Source organism: Streptomyces griseus (assembly GCF_900460065.1).
GTDB classification, from domain to species: Bacteria; Actinomycetota; Actinomycetes; order Streptomycetales; family Streptomycetaceae; genus Streptomyces; species Streptomyces griseus.
The window spans coordinates 31882-46975 of record NZ_UAVD01000023.1; the positions used below are offsets into that span (position 1 = coordinate 31882).

Sequence of the window (15094 nt, forward strand, 5' to 3'; positions counted from 1 at the left end):
CGGTCGTGTTCTTGCCTAGGAATACGAGGAGGAGCGGTAACCGTGCCTGATCCGCAGAGTTTGTACGAATGGGAGCCGAAGGGCCTGGCCGTCGTCGACATGGCGTTGGCGCAGGAGTCGGCCGGCCTGGTCATGCTCTACCACTTCGACGGCTACATCGACGCGGGCGAGACCGGCGAGCAGATCGTCGACGGCCTGCTGGAGACGCTGCCGCACCAGGTCGTCGCGCGCTTCGACCACGACCGGCTCGTCGACTACCGCGCACGGCGCCCCCTGCTCACCTTCCGGCGCGACCGCTGGACGTCCTTCGAGGCCCCGGCCCTGGAGGTGCGGGTGGTCCAGGACGCCACCGGTGCGCCCTTCCTCCTGCTGTCGGGCCCGGAGCCGGACGTGGAGTGGGAGCGGTTCGCCGCCGCCGTCGAGCAGATCGTCGAGCGCCTCGGCGTCCGGCTCGCGGTGAACTTCCACGGCATTCCGATGGGCGTCCCGCACACCCGCCCCGTCGGCATCACCCCGCACGGCAACCGCACCGACCTGATGCCGGGCCACCGCAGCCCCTTCGACGAGGCCCAGGTGCCCGGCTCGGCCGAAGCCCTCGTCGAGTACCGGCTGATGGAGTCCGGCCACGACGTCCTCGGGGTCGCCACCCACGTCCCGCACTACGTCGCCAGGTCCGCCTACCCGGACGCGGCGCTGACCGCGCTGGAGGCGATCACCGCGGCGACGGGGCTCGTCCTGCCCGCCCTCGCGCACACCCTGCGCACCGAGGCGCACCGCACCCAGACCGAGATCGACCGGCAGATCGGCCAGGGCGACGAGGAGCTGGTCTCCCTCGTCGAGGGCCTGGAGCACCAGTACGACGCCGTCGCCGGTTCCGAGACGCGCGGCAACCTCGTCGCCGAGCCGGTCGACCTGCCGTCCGCCGACGAGATCGGCCGCGAGTTCGAGCGCTTCCTCGCCGAGCGGGAGGGCGAGGGCTGAGCGCCCCCGCCCGGGCCGTAGGCTGCGGCCCATGCTGAAAGTGGGCCTGACCGGCGGCATCGGAGCCGGCAAGAGCGAAGTGTCGCGGCTGCTCGTGAAGTACGGCGCCGTCCTGATCGACTCGGACCGGATCGCCCGCGAGGTCGTCGAGCCCGGTACCCCCGGACTCGCGGCCGTCGTCGAGGAGTTCGGGCCGGGCGTGCTGACCGCCGAAGGCGCTCTGGACCGCCCGGCGCTCGGCGCGCTCGTCTTCGCCGACCCCGGGCGGCTGGCCGCGCTCAACGCGATCGTCCACCCCCTGGTCGGCGCCCGCGCCGCCGAACAGGAGCGGGCCGCCCCCGAGGACGCCGTCGTCGTCCACGACGTCCCCCTCCTCACGGAGAACGGGCTCGCCCCCCTCTACGACCTGGTCGTGGTCGTCGACGCCTCTCCCGAGACCCAGCTGGAACGGCTCGTCACGCTGCGCGGAATGACGGAGTCCGACGCCCGTGCCAGGATGGCCGCACAGGCCACCCGCGACCAGCGGCGGGCCGTCGCCGACCTGATCGTGGACAACGACGGGCCGTTGGAGGCGCTTCAACCGCAGGTCCGCACGGTCTGGGACGAGCTGGTCCGCAGGGCCGCCGCCCGCTGAGTCCGCGTGCCGCACGCCCCGGCCGGACGTACCGGAACAACGCCTCCGGGGCGACGTCGAGAACCCCGGGGGAAGGAAAGGAAGCGACCGTGCCCGACCGTAATCCGGAGACCCACGTCATCGACTTCCGTGCGGCCGAGCAACTGCTCGACGCCCGGGACCCCCGGGGTGCCGTCAAGCTCCTCGACTCGGTGATCGCCGCACACCCGGAGAACACCGCCGCCCGGCTCCTGCGGGCCCGCGCGTTCTTCGCCGCCGCACAACTGCGCCCCGCCGAGCTGGAATTCGAGCTGGTGCTGGAGCGCGAGCCGGACAACGCGTTCGCCCACTTCGCGCTGGCCCGCACCTTCGAGCGGGCCGGCCGCCCCGAGCGGGCGACCCGGCACTTCCGCCTGGCGGCGGCGCTCGACCCGAAGCCGGAGTACCTCCGGGCCGCCAAGTTCGACGAGGGGGACTGACGGGTCCGGGCCCCGGCCCGGAGTCCCGGGGGCGGTCGGCCCCCGACTCCGTACGGTCAGCGGGCCGCGAGGGCGGCCGACGCGTCGATCAGGGCGAGCCGACCGGGCCCGGCGCTCCGGGCACCGGCCCGCGTGCGCACCGAGAGCACGCAGGGCCGCCCTTCGGGCGACGACGGCAGTTCGGCGACAGGATCTAGGGGGCGCCGGTCCGTCCTCCGTCCCGCCGCCCGCCGCCAGCGCCGGTCCCCGGCCGGCGTGGACGGCCGTCGCCGTGGTCCGGCGGGACGCCGCGGCCCGGCCCGTACGGCGGGACATCGCGGCCCGGCTGGTAGCGCGGGCCCTGGCGCATGCGGTACGTGATCACGCAGAGGTCCACGACCGCGAGCAGCAGCACCACCGCGCAGGCCGCCGCCCAGCCCGGCCGCCCGTTCACCGAGAAGGCCACCAGACCGAAGAGGGCCCAGGCCGTTCCCCACAGGCTCAGCCAGAGGCGCATCCTCAGAGGGCTGCGGGCGGTCACGGGTTCGCTGCCGGTACGCATGGCGATCACCTCACTCTCCAGCATGGACCCACCCGGCGGCGGAACGAGAAGCCGCGGGCGCGACGGCGGCGGGGCGGGGAACCGCGTCCGGAGACGGCTCGTTCCCCCACCATGAGCCAATCACTGGTACGTGAGGGGTACGAGGGGACCGGACCCGGAGTCATCACGCCGGACGGGTGCGCGGTGGAGCTGTATCGCCGGCTGTCCGTGGGTGAGGAGCCGGATGTGATCGCGGGCGTGGCGCCCGCCGGGGCGAGCATCCTCGAACTGGGCTGTGGGGCGGGCCGGGTGACCCACCCGCTGGTGCGGCGCGGATTCCGGGTGACGGCGGTGGACGAGTCGCCGGAGATGCTGGAGGAGATCGTCGGGGCGCGCACGGTGCGGAGCCCCATCGAGTCGCTGGACCTGGGCGGTGAGCGGTTCGACGTGGTGCTGCTCGGCTCGTTCCTGGTCCACGCGGGGGAGCACCGGGTGCGCGACGGGATGCTGCGCGCCTGCCGCGACCACGTGCGGGACGACGGGATCGTCCTCGTCCAGCGCGAGGGGGCGGCCCACCGCTCGGAGCTGCCCTGGGAGCGGACCGATCCGTCCGGCGGCCTGATCCGGATCGTCTCCGCGGATCCGGTGGGCGACGGCGTGCGCTCGGTGCGCGCGGAGTATCACTTCGACGACGCGCGGTGGACGCAGACCTTCCTCTCGCGGGAGCTGTCCGACGAGGAGCTCGCCGGCCATCTGGCGGCGGCCGGACTCGCGGTGGACCGCATCCTCACGGACGACGGCACCTGGCTGCTGGCCCGCCCGGTGCTCTGAGGGGCCGCTGCCCGGCGGGCGTCCGTCCCGGCCGCCGCCGGTCGCTCAGTGGACGAAGCTGTAGCTGCGCCACGGCCCGCTGCCCGGCGCCGTCACATCGCTGAACGTGGTCGGCACGTACGTCGTCCCGCCGCCCGTGCAGTCCCGGGTGCGGTACAGGATGACGTCGACCAGTGTCCCGTTCTCCACCTCGCGGGCTCCCGCCGGCGCGATCCGGTGGCAGCCGCGCACCGACGGACTGTTCACCTGGAGCACCGCCTCGCGCTCCGTCTTGTACGTCACCGGGCCCACCGCCGTGCGGCCGAGCCCGGAACAGCCCGAGACGGCGAGGACGAGGAGCGTGGCTCCGGCGGCGATCCCGATGCGGCGTCGACGGCGGGGAACGGTGGCGGTCACGGACATGGGCGGGTCCTCGTCTGCTCGTCCGGCGATTCGGTACGTCGGGAAGACGTGCTGGCGCTGGCCACCCTGCCCGCCCGGGAACGGCCCGGCATCCGGGGCGCGGCCGTCCGGGCGAGCCGGGGCCCGGAGAGGTCCACCACGCCCCCGGGCAGAGGTTCACCATGCATCCAAATGGGGCATAAGCCACTTAAGGATGTTTGTCTCGCCGAGCGTGTGTCGCTCCCACTCCTGCGAGGGGGCTGTGATGGCTGAGGTCCTGGTGATCGCGTTGGTGGCGGTGCTCTGCGCCGGAGCGCTGTACACGGCCTCGGCGGCGCGGGTGATCCGGCAGTACGAGCGCGGTGTCGTCCTGCGGCTCGGCCGACTCCGCGACGACGTGCGGCTGCCGGGCCTGACGCTGGTCGTGCCGGGGCTCGACCGGTTGCGCAAGGTCAACATGCAGATCGTCACCATGCCGGTGCCCGCCCAGGACGGCATCACCCGGGACAACGTCACCGTCCGCGTGGACGCCGTCATCTACTTCAAGGTGGTCGACCCGACGAGCGCCGTCATCGCGGTGGAGGACTACCGGTTCGCCGTCTCCCAGATGGCCCAGACCTCGCTCCGGTCGATCATCGGCAAGAGCGACCTGGACGATCTGCTGTCCAACCGCGAGAAGCTGAACCAGGGGCTGGAGGTCATGATCGACAGCCCGGCGGTCAGCTGGGGCGTGCAGATCGACCGGGTGGAGATCAAGGACGTCTCGCTGCCGGAGACCATGAAGCGCTCCATGGCCCGCCAGGCCGAGGCCGACCGGGAGCGGCGCGCCAGGGTGATCAACGCCGATGCGGAGCTCCAGGCCTCGAAGAAGCTGGCGCAGGCGGCGGGCGAGATGTCCGCCCAGCCCGCGGCGCTCCAGCTGAGGCTGTTGCAGACCGTGGTCGCCGTCGCGGCGGAGAAGAACTCCACGCTGGTGCTGCCCTTCCCGGTGGAGCTGCTCCGCTTCCTGGAGCGCGCGCAGCAGCCGGCGGCGGAGACGGGGCACGGTGAACCCGACGCGCCCCCGGCCCCGGCCGTGCCCGCCGACCTCCTCGGCCCGGCCGCGCCTCCCGCACCTCCCACCCCTTCCACCGCCCCCGCTCCCGCGCGGAACACCCCGTCCGTCCCGTCCTCGTCGTCCGACGCGGACGCGCCGACCGACCCGGCCGTCCCGTCCTCGTCGGAGCAGCCGTTCGCCCATCACTGAGCGTGGTGGCCCACGTGCGGAGCGAGGCACCCGCCCCTCGGCTCTGTCCCCGCTGACCTGCGGTGATGCGGTGGGCGTCCGGAGTGTCAGACCTCCCGCCTAGACTCGCCGAGTCAGCACGTTCCGTGCCGACGGAGGTGGTGGACCTGGACCAGGCGGGAGGGGGTGGCGGACATGACGGAATCGACCGGGGAGAGCGGGGGCGCCGAGGGCGCGTCCCGGACCGTCGACGCCGGACGCCTGCTGCGCTGCGCTGCGGTCTTCCTGCCCGGCCCGGTGCCCAGGGACGGCCGCGTCGCCTTCTGGGACCCGCTCGCGGACCCCGGTCCGTGGCCCGCCGACGGCGCCCCGGACCGGAGCGGGACGCCCTTCGCGCACGCGGAACCCGACGGCACCGACCCGGTCCCGTGCACCACCGCCCGGCTCACGGTCGTCCGGCCCGATCCGGCCGACGGCCCCGGAAGCGCGCGTGCGGTCACGACGCCCGCGGCGCTCCTGTCCGTCGCCGACGCGCTCCCCCTGCTCGTCCGGGCACGCCGGCACGGATCCGCCCACCCCGCCACCCGCTGCTGGGGCGCGGCCGCGCTGCACGCCCTCCAGCTCGTCGCCCGCGGCAGGCTCCTCCCCGGACTCACGGCGGACGGTCACGACGCCTGGCGGGCGGGCCCGAGGGACGCCGAGGACGTCGCGCACCTGCGGGCGGTCGCCGCCGCCCTGCCGCCCGAGGGACACGCGGTGCCCCTGCCCGGTTCCGGACCGCTCCGGCTCCCGGACCCCGAGGCGCTGATCGGGGCGTTCCTCGACGCCGTCGCCGACACCCTGCCGCGCACCCCGGCCGCCGCGTTCGCGATGGGCGCGCCGTTCGCCGCCCGTGAGGCACAGCACCTTCCCCATGCCGCCGCCTGGGCCGTGGAGGTCGCCTCGGGCCTGGACGCGGGCGTGCGGGTCTCGCTGCGCCTGGACCTCTCGGCGTACGAGCTGTTCGACACCGCCGACACCTACGCGCTCGCGGCCTCCCGCGAGGAGCCGGGGACCGACGGGGGAGCCGCGCGGCCGGACGACCCGGCGGTCCGGCACGCCGCCGCTGCCGTCGTCCAGGTCCACAGCCTCGCCGACCCGACCTACGTGGTGGACGCGGCCGCCCTGTGGCACGGGACGGCGGGCGAACCGTTCGGGCCCCGCGCCCGGGTCGACGCGGTGCTCGCGCTGCGCCGCGCCGCCCGTGTCTGGGCCCCGCTGGAACGACTGCTGGGGCAGCCCGCCCCCGATGTGCTCGCGCTCACCGAGGACGAGCTGTACGAGCTGCTGAGCGACGCGGGATCCCGGCTGGCCGCCGCCGGGGTGGAGGTGCACTGGCCGCGCGAGCTGGCCCGGTCCCTCACCGCGACCGCCGTCGTGCGGCCCGCACCCGGGTCCGCCGCCGACGGCACGTCCTTCTTCGACGCCGAGCACCTCTTCGCCTTCGACTGGCAGCTGTCCCTGGGGGAGGAGCGGCTGACCGAGGCCGAGATGGACGCCCTCGCCGAGGCCCACCGCCCGGTGGTGCGGCTGCGCGACCAGTGGGTGGTCGTCGACCCCGCCCTCGTACGCAAGGCGCGCAAGCGGGAGCTGGGGCTCCTGGATCCGGTGGACGCGCTCGCCGTCGCCCTCACCGGCAGCGCGGAGGTGGACGGCGAGCGGGTGGACGCCGTCCCCGCGGGGGCGCTGGCCGCCCTCCGTACGCGGCTCCTCGGCCAGGACGCCACCATCGCGCCCCCGCCCGGCCTCGACGCGACCCTGCGCGACTACCAATTGCGCGGTCTGGCCTGGCTGGACCGGATGACCTCGCTCGGGCTCGGCGGCTGCCTCGCCGACGACATGGGCCTCGGCAAGACGATCACCCTCATCGCCCTCCATCTGCACCGGGCGCACGCCTCGCCCACCCTGGTGGTCTGCCCCGCCTCCCTCCTCGGCAACTGGCACCGCGAGATCAACCGCTTCGCCCCCGGCGTCCCCGTGCGCCGCTTCCACGGCACGGACCGCACCCTGAGCGACCCGGACGGCGGCTTCGTCCTCACCACCTACGGCACGATGCGCTCCAGCGCGCCCCGGCTCGCCGAGCAGAGCTGGGGACTGGTCGTGGCCGACGAGGCGCAGCACGTCAAGAATCCGCACTCCTCCACGGCCAAGGCACTGCGCACGATTCCCGCCCCGGCCCGGATCGCCCTCACCGGCACCCCCGTCGAGAACAACCTCTCCGAGCTCTGGGCGCTCCTCGACTGGACCACACCGGGCCTGCTCGGCCCGCTCAAGGCGTTCCGGGCCCGGCACGCCCGGATCGTGGAGAACACCGGCACCGCCGCCGGCCTGGGCAACGAGGAGGCGGTGGAGCGGCTGTCCCGGCTGGTGCGGCCCTTCCTCCTGCGGCGCAAGAAGTCCGACCCCGGCATCGCCCCCGAGCTGCCGCCCAAGACGGAGACCGACCACCCCGTCTCCCTCACCCGTGAGCAGGCCACGCTCTACGAGGCGGCCGTCCGCGAGACGATGGCGCAGATCGAGGCGGCGGAGGGCATCGCCCGCCGGGGACTCGTCATGAAGCTGCTGACCTCGCTCAAGCAGATCTGCAACCACCCCGCCCAGTATCTGAAGGAGGAGCCGACCCGGCTCACGGGCCGCTCCGGCAAGCTCGCCCTGCTCGACGAACTGCTCGACACGATCCTGTCCGAGGACGGCTCGGTCCTGATCTTCACCCAGTACGTGACGATGGCGAAGCTCCTCTCCGCGCACCTCGCCTCCCGCGCGATCCCCTCCCAACTGCTCCACGGCGGTACGCCGGTGGCCGAGCGGGAGCGGATGGTGGACCGCTTCCAGTCCGCCGAGGTCCCCGTCTTCCTGCTCTCCCTCAAGGCGGCCGGCACCGGGCTGAACCTGACCCGCGCCGCCCATGTCGTCCACTTCGACCGCTGGTGGAACCCCGCCGTGGAGGAGCAGGCCACCGACCGGGCGTACCGGATCGGGCAGACCCAGCCCGTGCAGGTCCACCGGATCATCGCCGAGGGCACGGTGGAGGACCGGATCGCCGAGCTGCTGGAGTCCAAGCGGGTCCTGGCCGACGCGGTGCTCGGCAGCGGCGAGAGCGCCCTGACCGAGCTCAGCGACCGTGACCTCGCCGACCTCGTATCGCTGCGGAGGCCCGCGTGAGCCCGCGTCCGACCAGCGGCCCGGCCGCCCGGAGAGCGGCCCCCCGCGTCCGGCCCGGGCCGGATGACCTGCGGCGCACCTTCGAGGCGGTGCCCGCCCGCGCCTCCGCCGAGGGCGAGCCCTTCGCGGGCAGTTGGTGGGGCCGGGCCTGGGTGGCGGCGCTGGAGTCGCTGTCGATGGACGAGGCCCGCCTCGCCCGCGGCCGTGCCTACGCCGACGACGGCCAGGTCGCCGCGATCACCGTCACCCCCGGGCGGGTCGTCGCCTATGTGCACGGGAGCCGGGCCCGCCCCTACCGCGCCGAACTGCGGCTGCGGACCTTCACCGACCCCGGCTGGGAGACCCTCCTCGACGCGGTCGCCGCCCACCCCGGCCATCTGTCCGCGCTGCTGGCCAAGGAGATGCCGCACTCCCTGGCCCACACCGCCGAGGAGGCCGGTGTCCGGCTGCTGCCCGCCGCCGACGACCTCGACCCCACCTGCACCTGCCCCGACCACGGGCGGCCCTGCAAGCACGTCGCCGCCCTCTGCTTCCAGACGGCCCTGCTGCTCGACAGCGACCCGTTCGTCCTGCTGCTGATGCGCGGCCGGGGCGAGCGCGAACTGCTCGACGAGCTCGGCCGGCGCAACGCCGAACACTCGGCCCGCGAGCGCCCCGCCGCCCCCGCCGTCCCGTCGGTCGGGGCCGGGGAGGCCCTGGCCACCCGCTTCCTGCCCCCGCTCCCGGCGCCCCTGCTCCTGCCGCCGCATCCCGGCCAGCCACCGTCGTACCCGGATCTGCCCGGCGCCCGCGACCCGCTGGGCCTGGACCACCTCGCCACCGACGCCGCCGCCCGCGCCCACGCCCTGCTGACCACGGGCCGGGATCCGCTGGCCGGGCTCACCCCGTGGCAGGACGCGGTCCGGATCGCCGCCGCCCGGCCGACCGCCGGGCTCACCGCCACCACCCGCGCGCTCTACCGGGAGCTGGCCTACGCCACCGGCCGCACCACCACCGACCTCGCCCGCGCCGTCGCCGCCTGGCGGCAGGGCGATGCCGAGGGGCTCGCGGTCCTGGAGACGCCCTGGGACCCGCCGGCCGGCCCCTTCGACCGGGCCAGGCCCGCCCTCGCCGCCGCCGACTTCCCGCGCTTCACGCCCTGGCGCAACCACCTCACCCACCCGGACGGTTCGCTCCAGCTCCGCTTCGGCCACGACCACCGGTGGTACGGCTACGAATCCGACCCCGGGGCCGACGACTGGTGGCCGCGCGCCGCCCCGGACCCCGACCCGGTGTCCGCCCTCGAAGCGATGCTGGCCGGGGACTCCGCACCGGACACCACCGGGGACGACGACCCCCACTACGTACGGTAAAAAGCCCTGGCCGCCGGGGTGTTGCCTCTGCTGGACCGCGTAGAGAAGCTCCAGGAGGCCGACGGAGCGGGGGTCACCGACCAGCGGGTGGGTGACGCGGTCTTCGGTTACCTCTTCGGGTGACCGGCCATGGATGCCCCGGCTGCCGTCTTCGGGAGCCGGGGTGCGCGAGGAGCGCCAGCGGAAGCTGAGGCTTGTCGTGAAGGCGCGGTTCCCGTGGAGGTCCGACTCCTCCCTCCGGCACCGGCCGGAGGAGCCCAAGCAGGCAGAGGCAGCCGCCGCCGATCTCAGACTCTTGCTCCGGACGCGGCATGCGCCGCCGATCGCCGGATCGAACGGGCCCGGGCCGCCGCGCGTCGAAATGCCGGTGCACGTCCGGCCCGCAGAGCTTCGATCTGCGGTGGTCCAAAGGCAGGACGCGACGACACCAGACTGACCCGGCCCTGTGACGTGCCGGCGTGCCCGATGGGCGGCACACCCAGGGCCCGGGGGCCGGCTACGCCTCCGGGCCCGCTCCCGTCCCCGGGACCGGCGGGGACCCCGAGCCGACCACGGGGGCGCCGGACCCGCAGGGCACAATGCAGGACGTGCGAGGTACAGACGTGCAAGGTGCGAAGGACGCGCAGACCACGGCCGCCCGGCTGCGGGCGATCTGTGACGAGGTGTCGGACCGCTTCTACGAGCGGGCCGACGTAGTGCGCACGCTCGTGGTGGCGCTGCTGGCCGGACAGCACTCGCTGGTGCTCGGCCCGCCCGGAACGGCGAAGTCCGAGATCGCCCGGGAGCTCACCGGCAGGGTCGAAGGGGCCGCCTACTGGGAGATCCTCCTGTCGAAGTTCACCGCGCCGACGAGGATGTTCGGACCCGTCGACGTCGCCGCGCTGACCCGCGGGGAGTACCGCCAGGTCTACGAGGGCCGCGCCACGACCGCGCACGTCGCGTTCATCGACGAGATCTTCAAGTGCTCCACGGCGGCGCTGAACGAGACCCTGGGCTACCTCAACGAGCGGATCTACCACCCCGAGAGCGGCGGGGAGCCGATCCACTGCCCGCTGATCGGCGCCATCACCGCGAGCAACGAACTGCCCACCGCGGAGGAGACCGCCGCGATCTACGACCGGCTGCTCGTGCGGATCGAGGTCGGATACCTGGCGGACCCGTCGAACTTCGCCGCGCTGGTCCGCTCCGCCGTCAGCCGCCCGGCGGCCCCGGTCCGCACCACCGTCGAACTGGCCGCGCTGCAGGAGGCGGTGAGCCGGTCCGTCCCCGCCGTGGCCCTCCCCGACGCCGTCGTGGACGCGGTGTGTTCCCTGCGCGCCGCCCTGCGCCGCAAGGAACTCGTCGCCTCCGACCGCCGCTGGCGGCAGGCCGTGGGGCTGCTCCAGGCGTCCGCGTACCTCGACGGACGTCCGGCGGTCGCCGAGACCGACCTGACCGTGCTCACCCACGTGCTGTGGGACTCCCCGGCCCAGCGCCCCACCGTCGAGCGCGAGGTCCTGCACCTGGTCAACCCCGACGCCAAGGAGGCGCTCGACCTCGCCGACACCCTCGACGAACTGGAGGCCCAGCTCGACGCCATGGCGGGGCAGTCCCGCGAGGCGCTCAGCGACTGGGTCATCAAGAAGGCCCACAACAAGCTCGCCACGGCGGGCAGACGGCTGGAGGAGCTGCGTGCCGAGGCGGCCGGCGCCGGCCGCTCCACCGCCGCCATCGACCGGGTCACCGGCCGCCGGCGCGCCGTCCGGGCCCGTGTCCTCACCGAGGCGCTCGGCATGGACGCGAGCATGGTGCAGGACCAGCTCTGAACGCCGGGGCGCACAGCGGCCCGGGCGGCGGCCCGGCCCCGCTCGACGAACTGGCCGGCCGCGCCCGGACGTGGCTGGGTCACTCCACCGCCGCATGGTGCACCGGGGTCGTCGTCGCGGACCGGTTCGAACGGCTCACCTGGCGCGACACCCGCGAACAGTCCGAAGGGCTGCGCGAGCTGGCGCGGGAGCTGGGCGAGCGCCACGAGCAGGCCGCCGACCTCCTGGCCGACGTGTTCCTGGCCGCCTACAAGCCCGGCCTCCGACTGCGCGAGCTCGCGGAGATGGATCCGTCGCGGCTGGTCAACCACCACCTCGTCACGGCGCTGGTGGAGTCGCCGGACTTCGCCGAGCTGCGCCGGGAGACCGTCGGCGACCCCTACGCGGCCGCACTCGCCGTCCTCGCCCAGTCCGGCGCCCTGCGCAGGATGCTGGAGCGTTCCCAGGACGCCCGGGGGCGGGGCGAGCGGGCGGCGAGGGACCGCCGGGCGGCCGAGGGAGCGGCGACCGCCGTGGCCGACGCGCTCCGGCAGGCCGCCGAGGAGGCCGCTGAGGACGGCGGCGTGCCGGCCCCGACCGCCGACGCCCTCCACCGGGCGATCGCGGCGGCCGAGGCGACCGGGTCGGCCGCGCGGCTCGCCGCCCAGGACGCCGCGCGGGGCGCCGCCGCCGTCCCCGGCCTCAAGGCCGCCGCGCACCGAGCCGCGGCCGAGGCCGCCGAGGCCGTGCGGGAGGAGTCCGTCCTGATGCGGGCCTGGGGCGTGGGCTCCGGCGAGCTGGAGCGGATGCCGTACGCGCGGCGCGCCCGTCTCGCCGAGCGGCTGCGGGCCGGCCGTCTCGCCCGTTGGGCCGAACTGATCGGCCGCTTCCGGCAGATGGCCGACGGGGAGCGGGCCCGCAAGGTGGAGAGCACCGCCGGGGAGCTCGTCGGCGTCACGCTCGGCGACGACCTGTCCCGCCTGATCCCGTCCGAACTGGCCAACCTGGGCCTGCCCGAGCTGCGTGCCGTCTTCGCCGCGCGGTACGCCGCCGGGGAGCTGATGCTCTACGACAGCCGGGGCGAGCGGCCGACGGGGCGGGGCGCCGTCATCGCCTGCGTGGACACCTCCCACTCGATGTACGCGGCAGGGCCCGGCGGGGTCACGCGGGAGGCGTGGTCCAAGGCGTGCGCCCTGGCGCTGCTGGACCAGGCCCGTCATGCCGGGCGGGACTTCGTCGGCATCCTGTTCTCCGCCGAGGACCGGATCCAGGTCTTCCGCTTCCCGGCCGGCCGGTCCGCCGGCATCGAGGAGCAGGTGCTCGACTTCGCGGAGACCTTTCTCGGCGGCGGCACCAGCTACCAGGCGCCCCTGACCGTCGCCCGCGAACTGCTGGAGGAGGAGTTCGACGGCGCCGCCGCCACACGCGGCGACATCGTGATGATCACGGACGACGAGTGCGGCGTCACCGAGGAGTGGACGCGCGGCTGGAACGAGGCCAGGCGGGTGCTGGGCTTCCGTCTCTTCGGCCTCGCCGTCGGCGCCCCGGGCGCGGCCGAGGCCGGCTCGGTCCTGGACGCCCTGTGCGACAACCTCCGCTCCGTCGAGGACCTCACCGACGTGCACGCCGCCGCGGATCTGTTCCGCCTCATCTGATCCCGGCGGACCGTGCGCCGGTCACTGCCGGTATCCGTTGAGGAAGCGGCCGATGCGGCTGATCGCGGCGTCGAGGTCGTCGGCGTACGGGAGGGTGAGGATGCGGAAGTGGTCCGGGCGCGGCCAGCTGAAGCCGGTGCCCTGCACCACCTGGATCTTCTCCCGCAGCAGCAGGTCCAGCACGAACTTCTCGTCGTCGACGATCGGGTGCACCTGGGGATCGATGCGCGGGAACGCGTACAGCGCGCCCTTCGGTTTCACGCACGAGACGCCGGGGATCTCGTTCAGCCGCTCCCAGGCCCGGTCGCGCTGCTCGTGCAGCCGCCCGCCCGGTGCGACCAGCTCCCTGATCGACTGCCGTCCGCCGAGCGCGGCCTGAATGGCGTACTGGGCCGGGGCGTTGGGGCACAGCCGCATGGAGGCCAGCATGGTCAGGCCCTCCAGGTAGTTGCGGGCGTGCTGCCGCGGACCGGACACCACCATCCAGCCGGACCGGAAGCCGGCCACCCGGTACGTCTTCGACAGACCGCTGAAGGTGAGGCAGACCAGGTCGGGGGCGAGGACGGCGGCGCTGTGGTGCTCGGCCCCGTCGTAGAGGATCTGGTCGTAGATCTCGTCGGCGAAGACCATCAGCCCGTGCCGCCGGGCCAGGTCGAGAATGCCTTCGAGGATCTCGCGCGGATAGACCGCGCCCGTGGGGTTGTTCGGGTTGATGATCACGACGGCCCTGGTCCGGTCGGTGATCTTCGCGGCCATGTCGGCGAGATCCGGGTTCCAGTCGGACTCCTCGTCGCAGACGTAGTGCACGGCCTTGCCGCCCGCGAGTGTGGTCACCGCCGTCCACAGCGGGAAGTCCGGGGCCGGGATCAGCACCTCGTCGCCGTCCTCCAGCAGTGCCTGCACCGCCATGGAGATCAGCTCGGACACCCCGTTGCCGAGGAACACGTCGTCCACGCCGACCTCGGTCAGCCCCATGGCCTGGTAGCGCTGGACCACCGCCCGCCGGGCCGAGAGGATGCCGCGCGAATCGGTGTAGCCGTGCGCCTGCGGCAGCATCCGGATCATGTCCTGGACGATCTCCTCGGGAGCCTCGAAGCCGAAGATCGCGGGGTTGCCCGTGTTGAGCCGGAGCACGCTGTGGCCCGCCTCCTCCAGGGCGTTGGCGTGCTCGATGACCGGGCCCCGGATCTCGTAGCAGACCTCGTTGAGCTTGCTGGACTGCCGGAACTCCATGCGCTGCCTCCCGAGCCGAATTGCGATACTTGGTTTTACCAAGCTGGAGCTTGGAAAGTCCAACAACATGTCTAGACTGCGTCGCATGCCACGTCAGCAGCAGCCAGCAGCACGCCCCGTCCGCCGCCGGAGCTACGACCAGTTCGACGCCACCGCCCGCGCCCTCGACTCCGTCGGCGACCGGTGGACGCTGCTGATCGTCCGTGAACTGCTGGGCGGGCCGCGCCGGTACACGGACCTCCACGCCGACCTGCCCGGCGTCAGCACGGACGTGCTGGCCTCCCGTCTGAAGGACATGGAGCAGAGCGGGCTGGCCCTGCGCCGCAAGCTGCCGCCCCCGTCGGCGGCGTCGGTCTACGAGCTGACCCCCCGCGGCCACGGCCTGCTGCCCGTCCTCGCCGCCCTCGCCGCGTGGGGGGCGCCCGCCCTCGCCGAGCGCCGCCCCACGGACGCGGTGCGGGCCCACTGGTTCGCCCTGCCCCTGCTCGGCGCCCTCACCGGTCTCACCCGGGAGGGCGTCCTCGAAGTCCGGCTGGAGGAGGGCGCGTTCCACCTCCGGGTCGGTGGGGGAGCGGGTAGCGCGCTCACGGCCGCCGAACCGCTCGCCGCCGTGTACGGATACGGCCCCGCCGACCGCCCCGACGCCCGGATCGTCCTCGACGCCGAAACGTGTCTGGAGCTCGCGCGGGGCGGGGCCCTGCTCGCGGAGGCGGTCAAGGACGGCCGCGTCGAGGTGCTCGGCGAAGGCCCGCTCGCCGCCGAACTGCGGGGCGCCTGAACCTCCCGCACACGAGCGGCCCGACCTCCCGCACACGAGCGGCCCGCCGCCGGTCCGGCGA

General features: G+C 74.3%; 13 protein-coding genes and 1 pseudogene. 11 read left to right on the forward strand and 3 right to left on the reverse strand.

What is annotated here, in order from left to right:
- The first annotated feature begins 42 nt into the window (after nt 1-42).
- From DTB53_RS09385 to DTB53_RS09395, 3 genes are all read left to right on the forward strand, one after another.
- Nucleotides 43-981 (forward strand): PAC2 family protein, encoded by a 939-nt coding sequence (locus DTB53_RS09385; RefSeq protein WP_003969828.1) that lies wholly within the window; start codon nt 43-45, stop codon nt 979-981.
- A 31-nt stretch (nt 982-1012) separates the two neighbouring features.
- Nucleotides 1013-1615, forward strand: coding sequence for a dephospho-CoA kinase (gene coaE / locus DTB53_RS09390; protein WP_012381375.1), 603 nt, complete (start codon nt 1013-1015; stop codon nt 1613-1615).
- A gap of 89 nt (nt 1616-1704) precedes the next feature.
- Nucleotides 1705-2073: a tetratricopeptide repeat protein gene (locus DTB53_RS09395; RefSeq protein WP_012381376.1), complete on the forward strand. Its 369-nt coding sequence runs from the start codon at nt 1705-1707 to the stop codon at nt 2071-2073.
- A gap of 193 nt (nt 2074-2266) precedes the next feature.
- Here the strand turns inward: DTB53_RS09395 and DTB53_RS09400 are convergent, their stop codons facing one another.
- Nucleotides 2267-2638 (reverse strand): DUF6343 family protein, encoded by a 372-nt coding sequence (locus tag DTB53_RS09400; protein ID WP_012381377.1) that lies wholly within the window; start codon nt 2636-2638, stop codon nt 2267-2269.
- Nucleotides 2639-2725: 87 nt separating this feature from the next.
- Here DTB53_RS09400 and DTB53_RS09405 point away from each other — a divergent pair, with 87 nt between their 5' ends.
- Nucleotides 2726-3424 carry a class I SAM-dependent methyltransferase gene (locus DTB53_RS09405; protein ID WP_012381378.1) on the forward strand — a complete coding sequence of 233 codons (699 nt, stop codon included), beginning with the start codon at nt 2726-2728 and terminating at the stop codon, nt 3422-3424.
- Nucleotides 3425-3469: 45 nt separating this feature from the next.
- Here the strand turns inward: DTB53_RS09405 and DTB53_RS09410 are convergent, their stop codons facing one another.
- A complete protein-coding gene (locus DTB53_RS09410) occupies nt 3470-3826 on the reverse strand; it encodes a hypothetical protein (protein ID WP_003969838.1) in 357 nt (118 codons plus the stop codon).
- A 244-nt stretch (nt 3827-4070) separates the two neighbouring features.
- Between DTB53_RS09410 and DTB53_RS09415 the strand changes: the two genes are divergently transcribed.
- From DTB53_RS09415 to DTB53_RS09440, 6 genes and pseudogenes are all read left to right on the forward strand, one after another.
- Nucleotides 4071-5051 carry a slipin family protein gene (locus DTB53_RS09415; protein WP_012381379.1) on the forward strand — a complete coding sequence of 327 codons (981 nt, stop codon included), beginning with the start codon at nt 4071-4073 and terminating at the stop codon, nt 5049-5051.
- Nucleotides 5052-5225: 174 nt separating this feature from the next.
- Nucleotides 5226-8231 (forward strand): SCO1167/SCO6262 family helicase, encoded by a 3006-nt coding sequence (locus DTB53_RS09420; protein ID WP_042498822.1) that lies wholly within the window; start codon nt 5226-5228, stop codon nt 8229-8231.
- A complete protein-coding gene (locus DTB53_RS09425; protein WP_012381381.1) occupies nt 8228-9583 on the forward strand; it encodes an SWIM zinc finger family protein in 1356 nt (451 codons plus the stop codon). Before DTB53_RS09420 ends, DTB53_RS09425 begins: the two co-directional genes overlap by 4 nt.
- A gap of 12 nt (nt 9584-9595) precedes the next feature.
- A pseudogene (locus DTB53_RS38155) lies at nt 9596-9706 on the forward strand (DUF7873 family protein); the annotation flags it as partial.
- Nucleotides 9707-10161: 455 nt separating this feature from the next.
- On the forward strand, nt 10162-11388 hold the full coding sequence (locus DTB53_RS09435) for an AAA family ATPase (RefSeq protein WP_012381383.1): 1227 nt from the start codon (nt 10162-10164) through the stop codon (nt 11386-11388).
- A gap of 233 nt (nt 11389-11621) precedes the next feature.
- The gene (locus tag DTB53_RS09440; protein WP_078562773.1) at nt 11622-13022 is read left to right on the forward strand and encodes a VWA domain-containing protein; all 1401 of its coding nucleotides are present in this window, start codon (nt 11622-11624) and stop codon (nt 13020-13022) included.
- Nucleotides 13023-13043: 21 nt separating this feature from the next.
- Here DTB53_RS09440 and DTB53_RS09445 read toward each other — a convergent pair whose 3' ends face one another.
- Nucleotides 13044-14255 carry a pyridoxal phosphate-dependent aminotransferase gene (locus DTB53_RS09445; RefSeq protein WP_012381385.1) on the reverse strand — a complete coding sequence of 404 codons (1212 nt, stop codon included), beginning with the start codon at nt 14253-14255 and terminating at the stop codon, nt 13044-13046.
- An 85-nt stretch (nt 14256-14340) separates the two neighbouring features.
- Between DTB53_RS09445 and DTB53_RS09450 the strand changes: the two genes are divergently transcribed.
- Nucleotides 14341-15033 (forward strand): winged helix-turn-helix transcriptional regulator, encoded by a 693-nt coding sequence (locus DTB53_RS09450; RefSeq protein WP_236586366.1) that lies wholly within the window; start codon nt 14341-14343, stop codon nt 15031-15033.
- Nucleotides 15034-15094 lie beyond the last annotated feature (61 nt).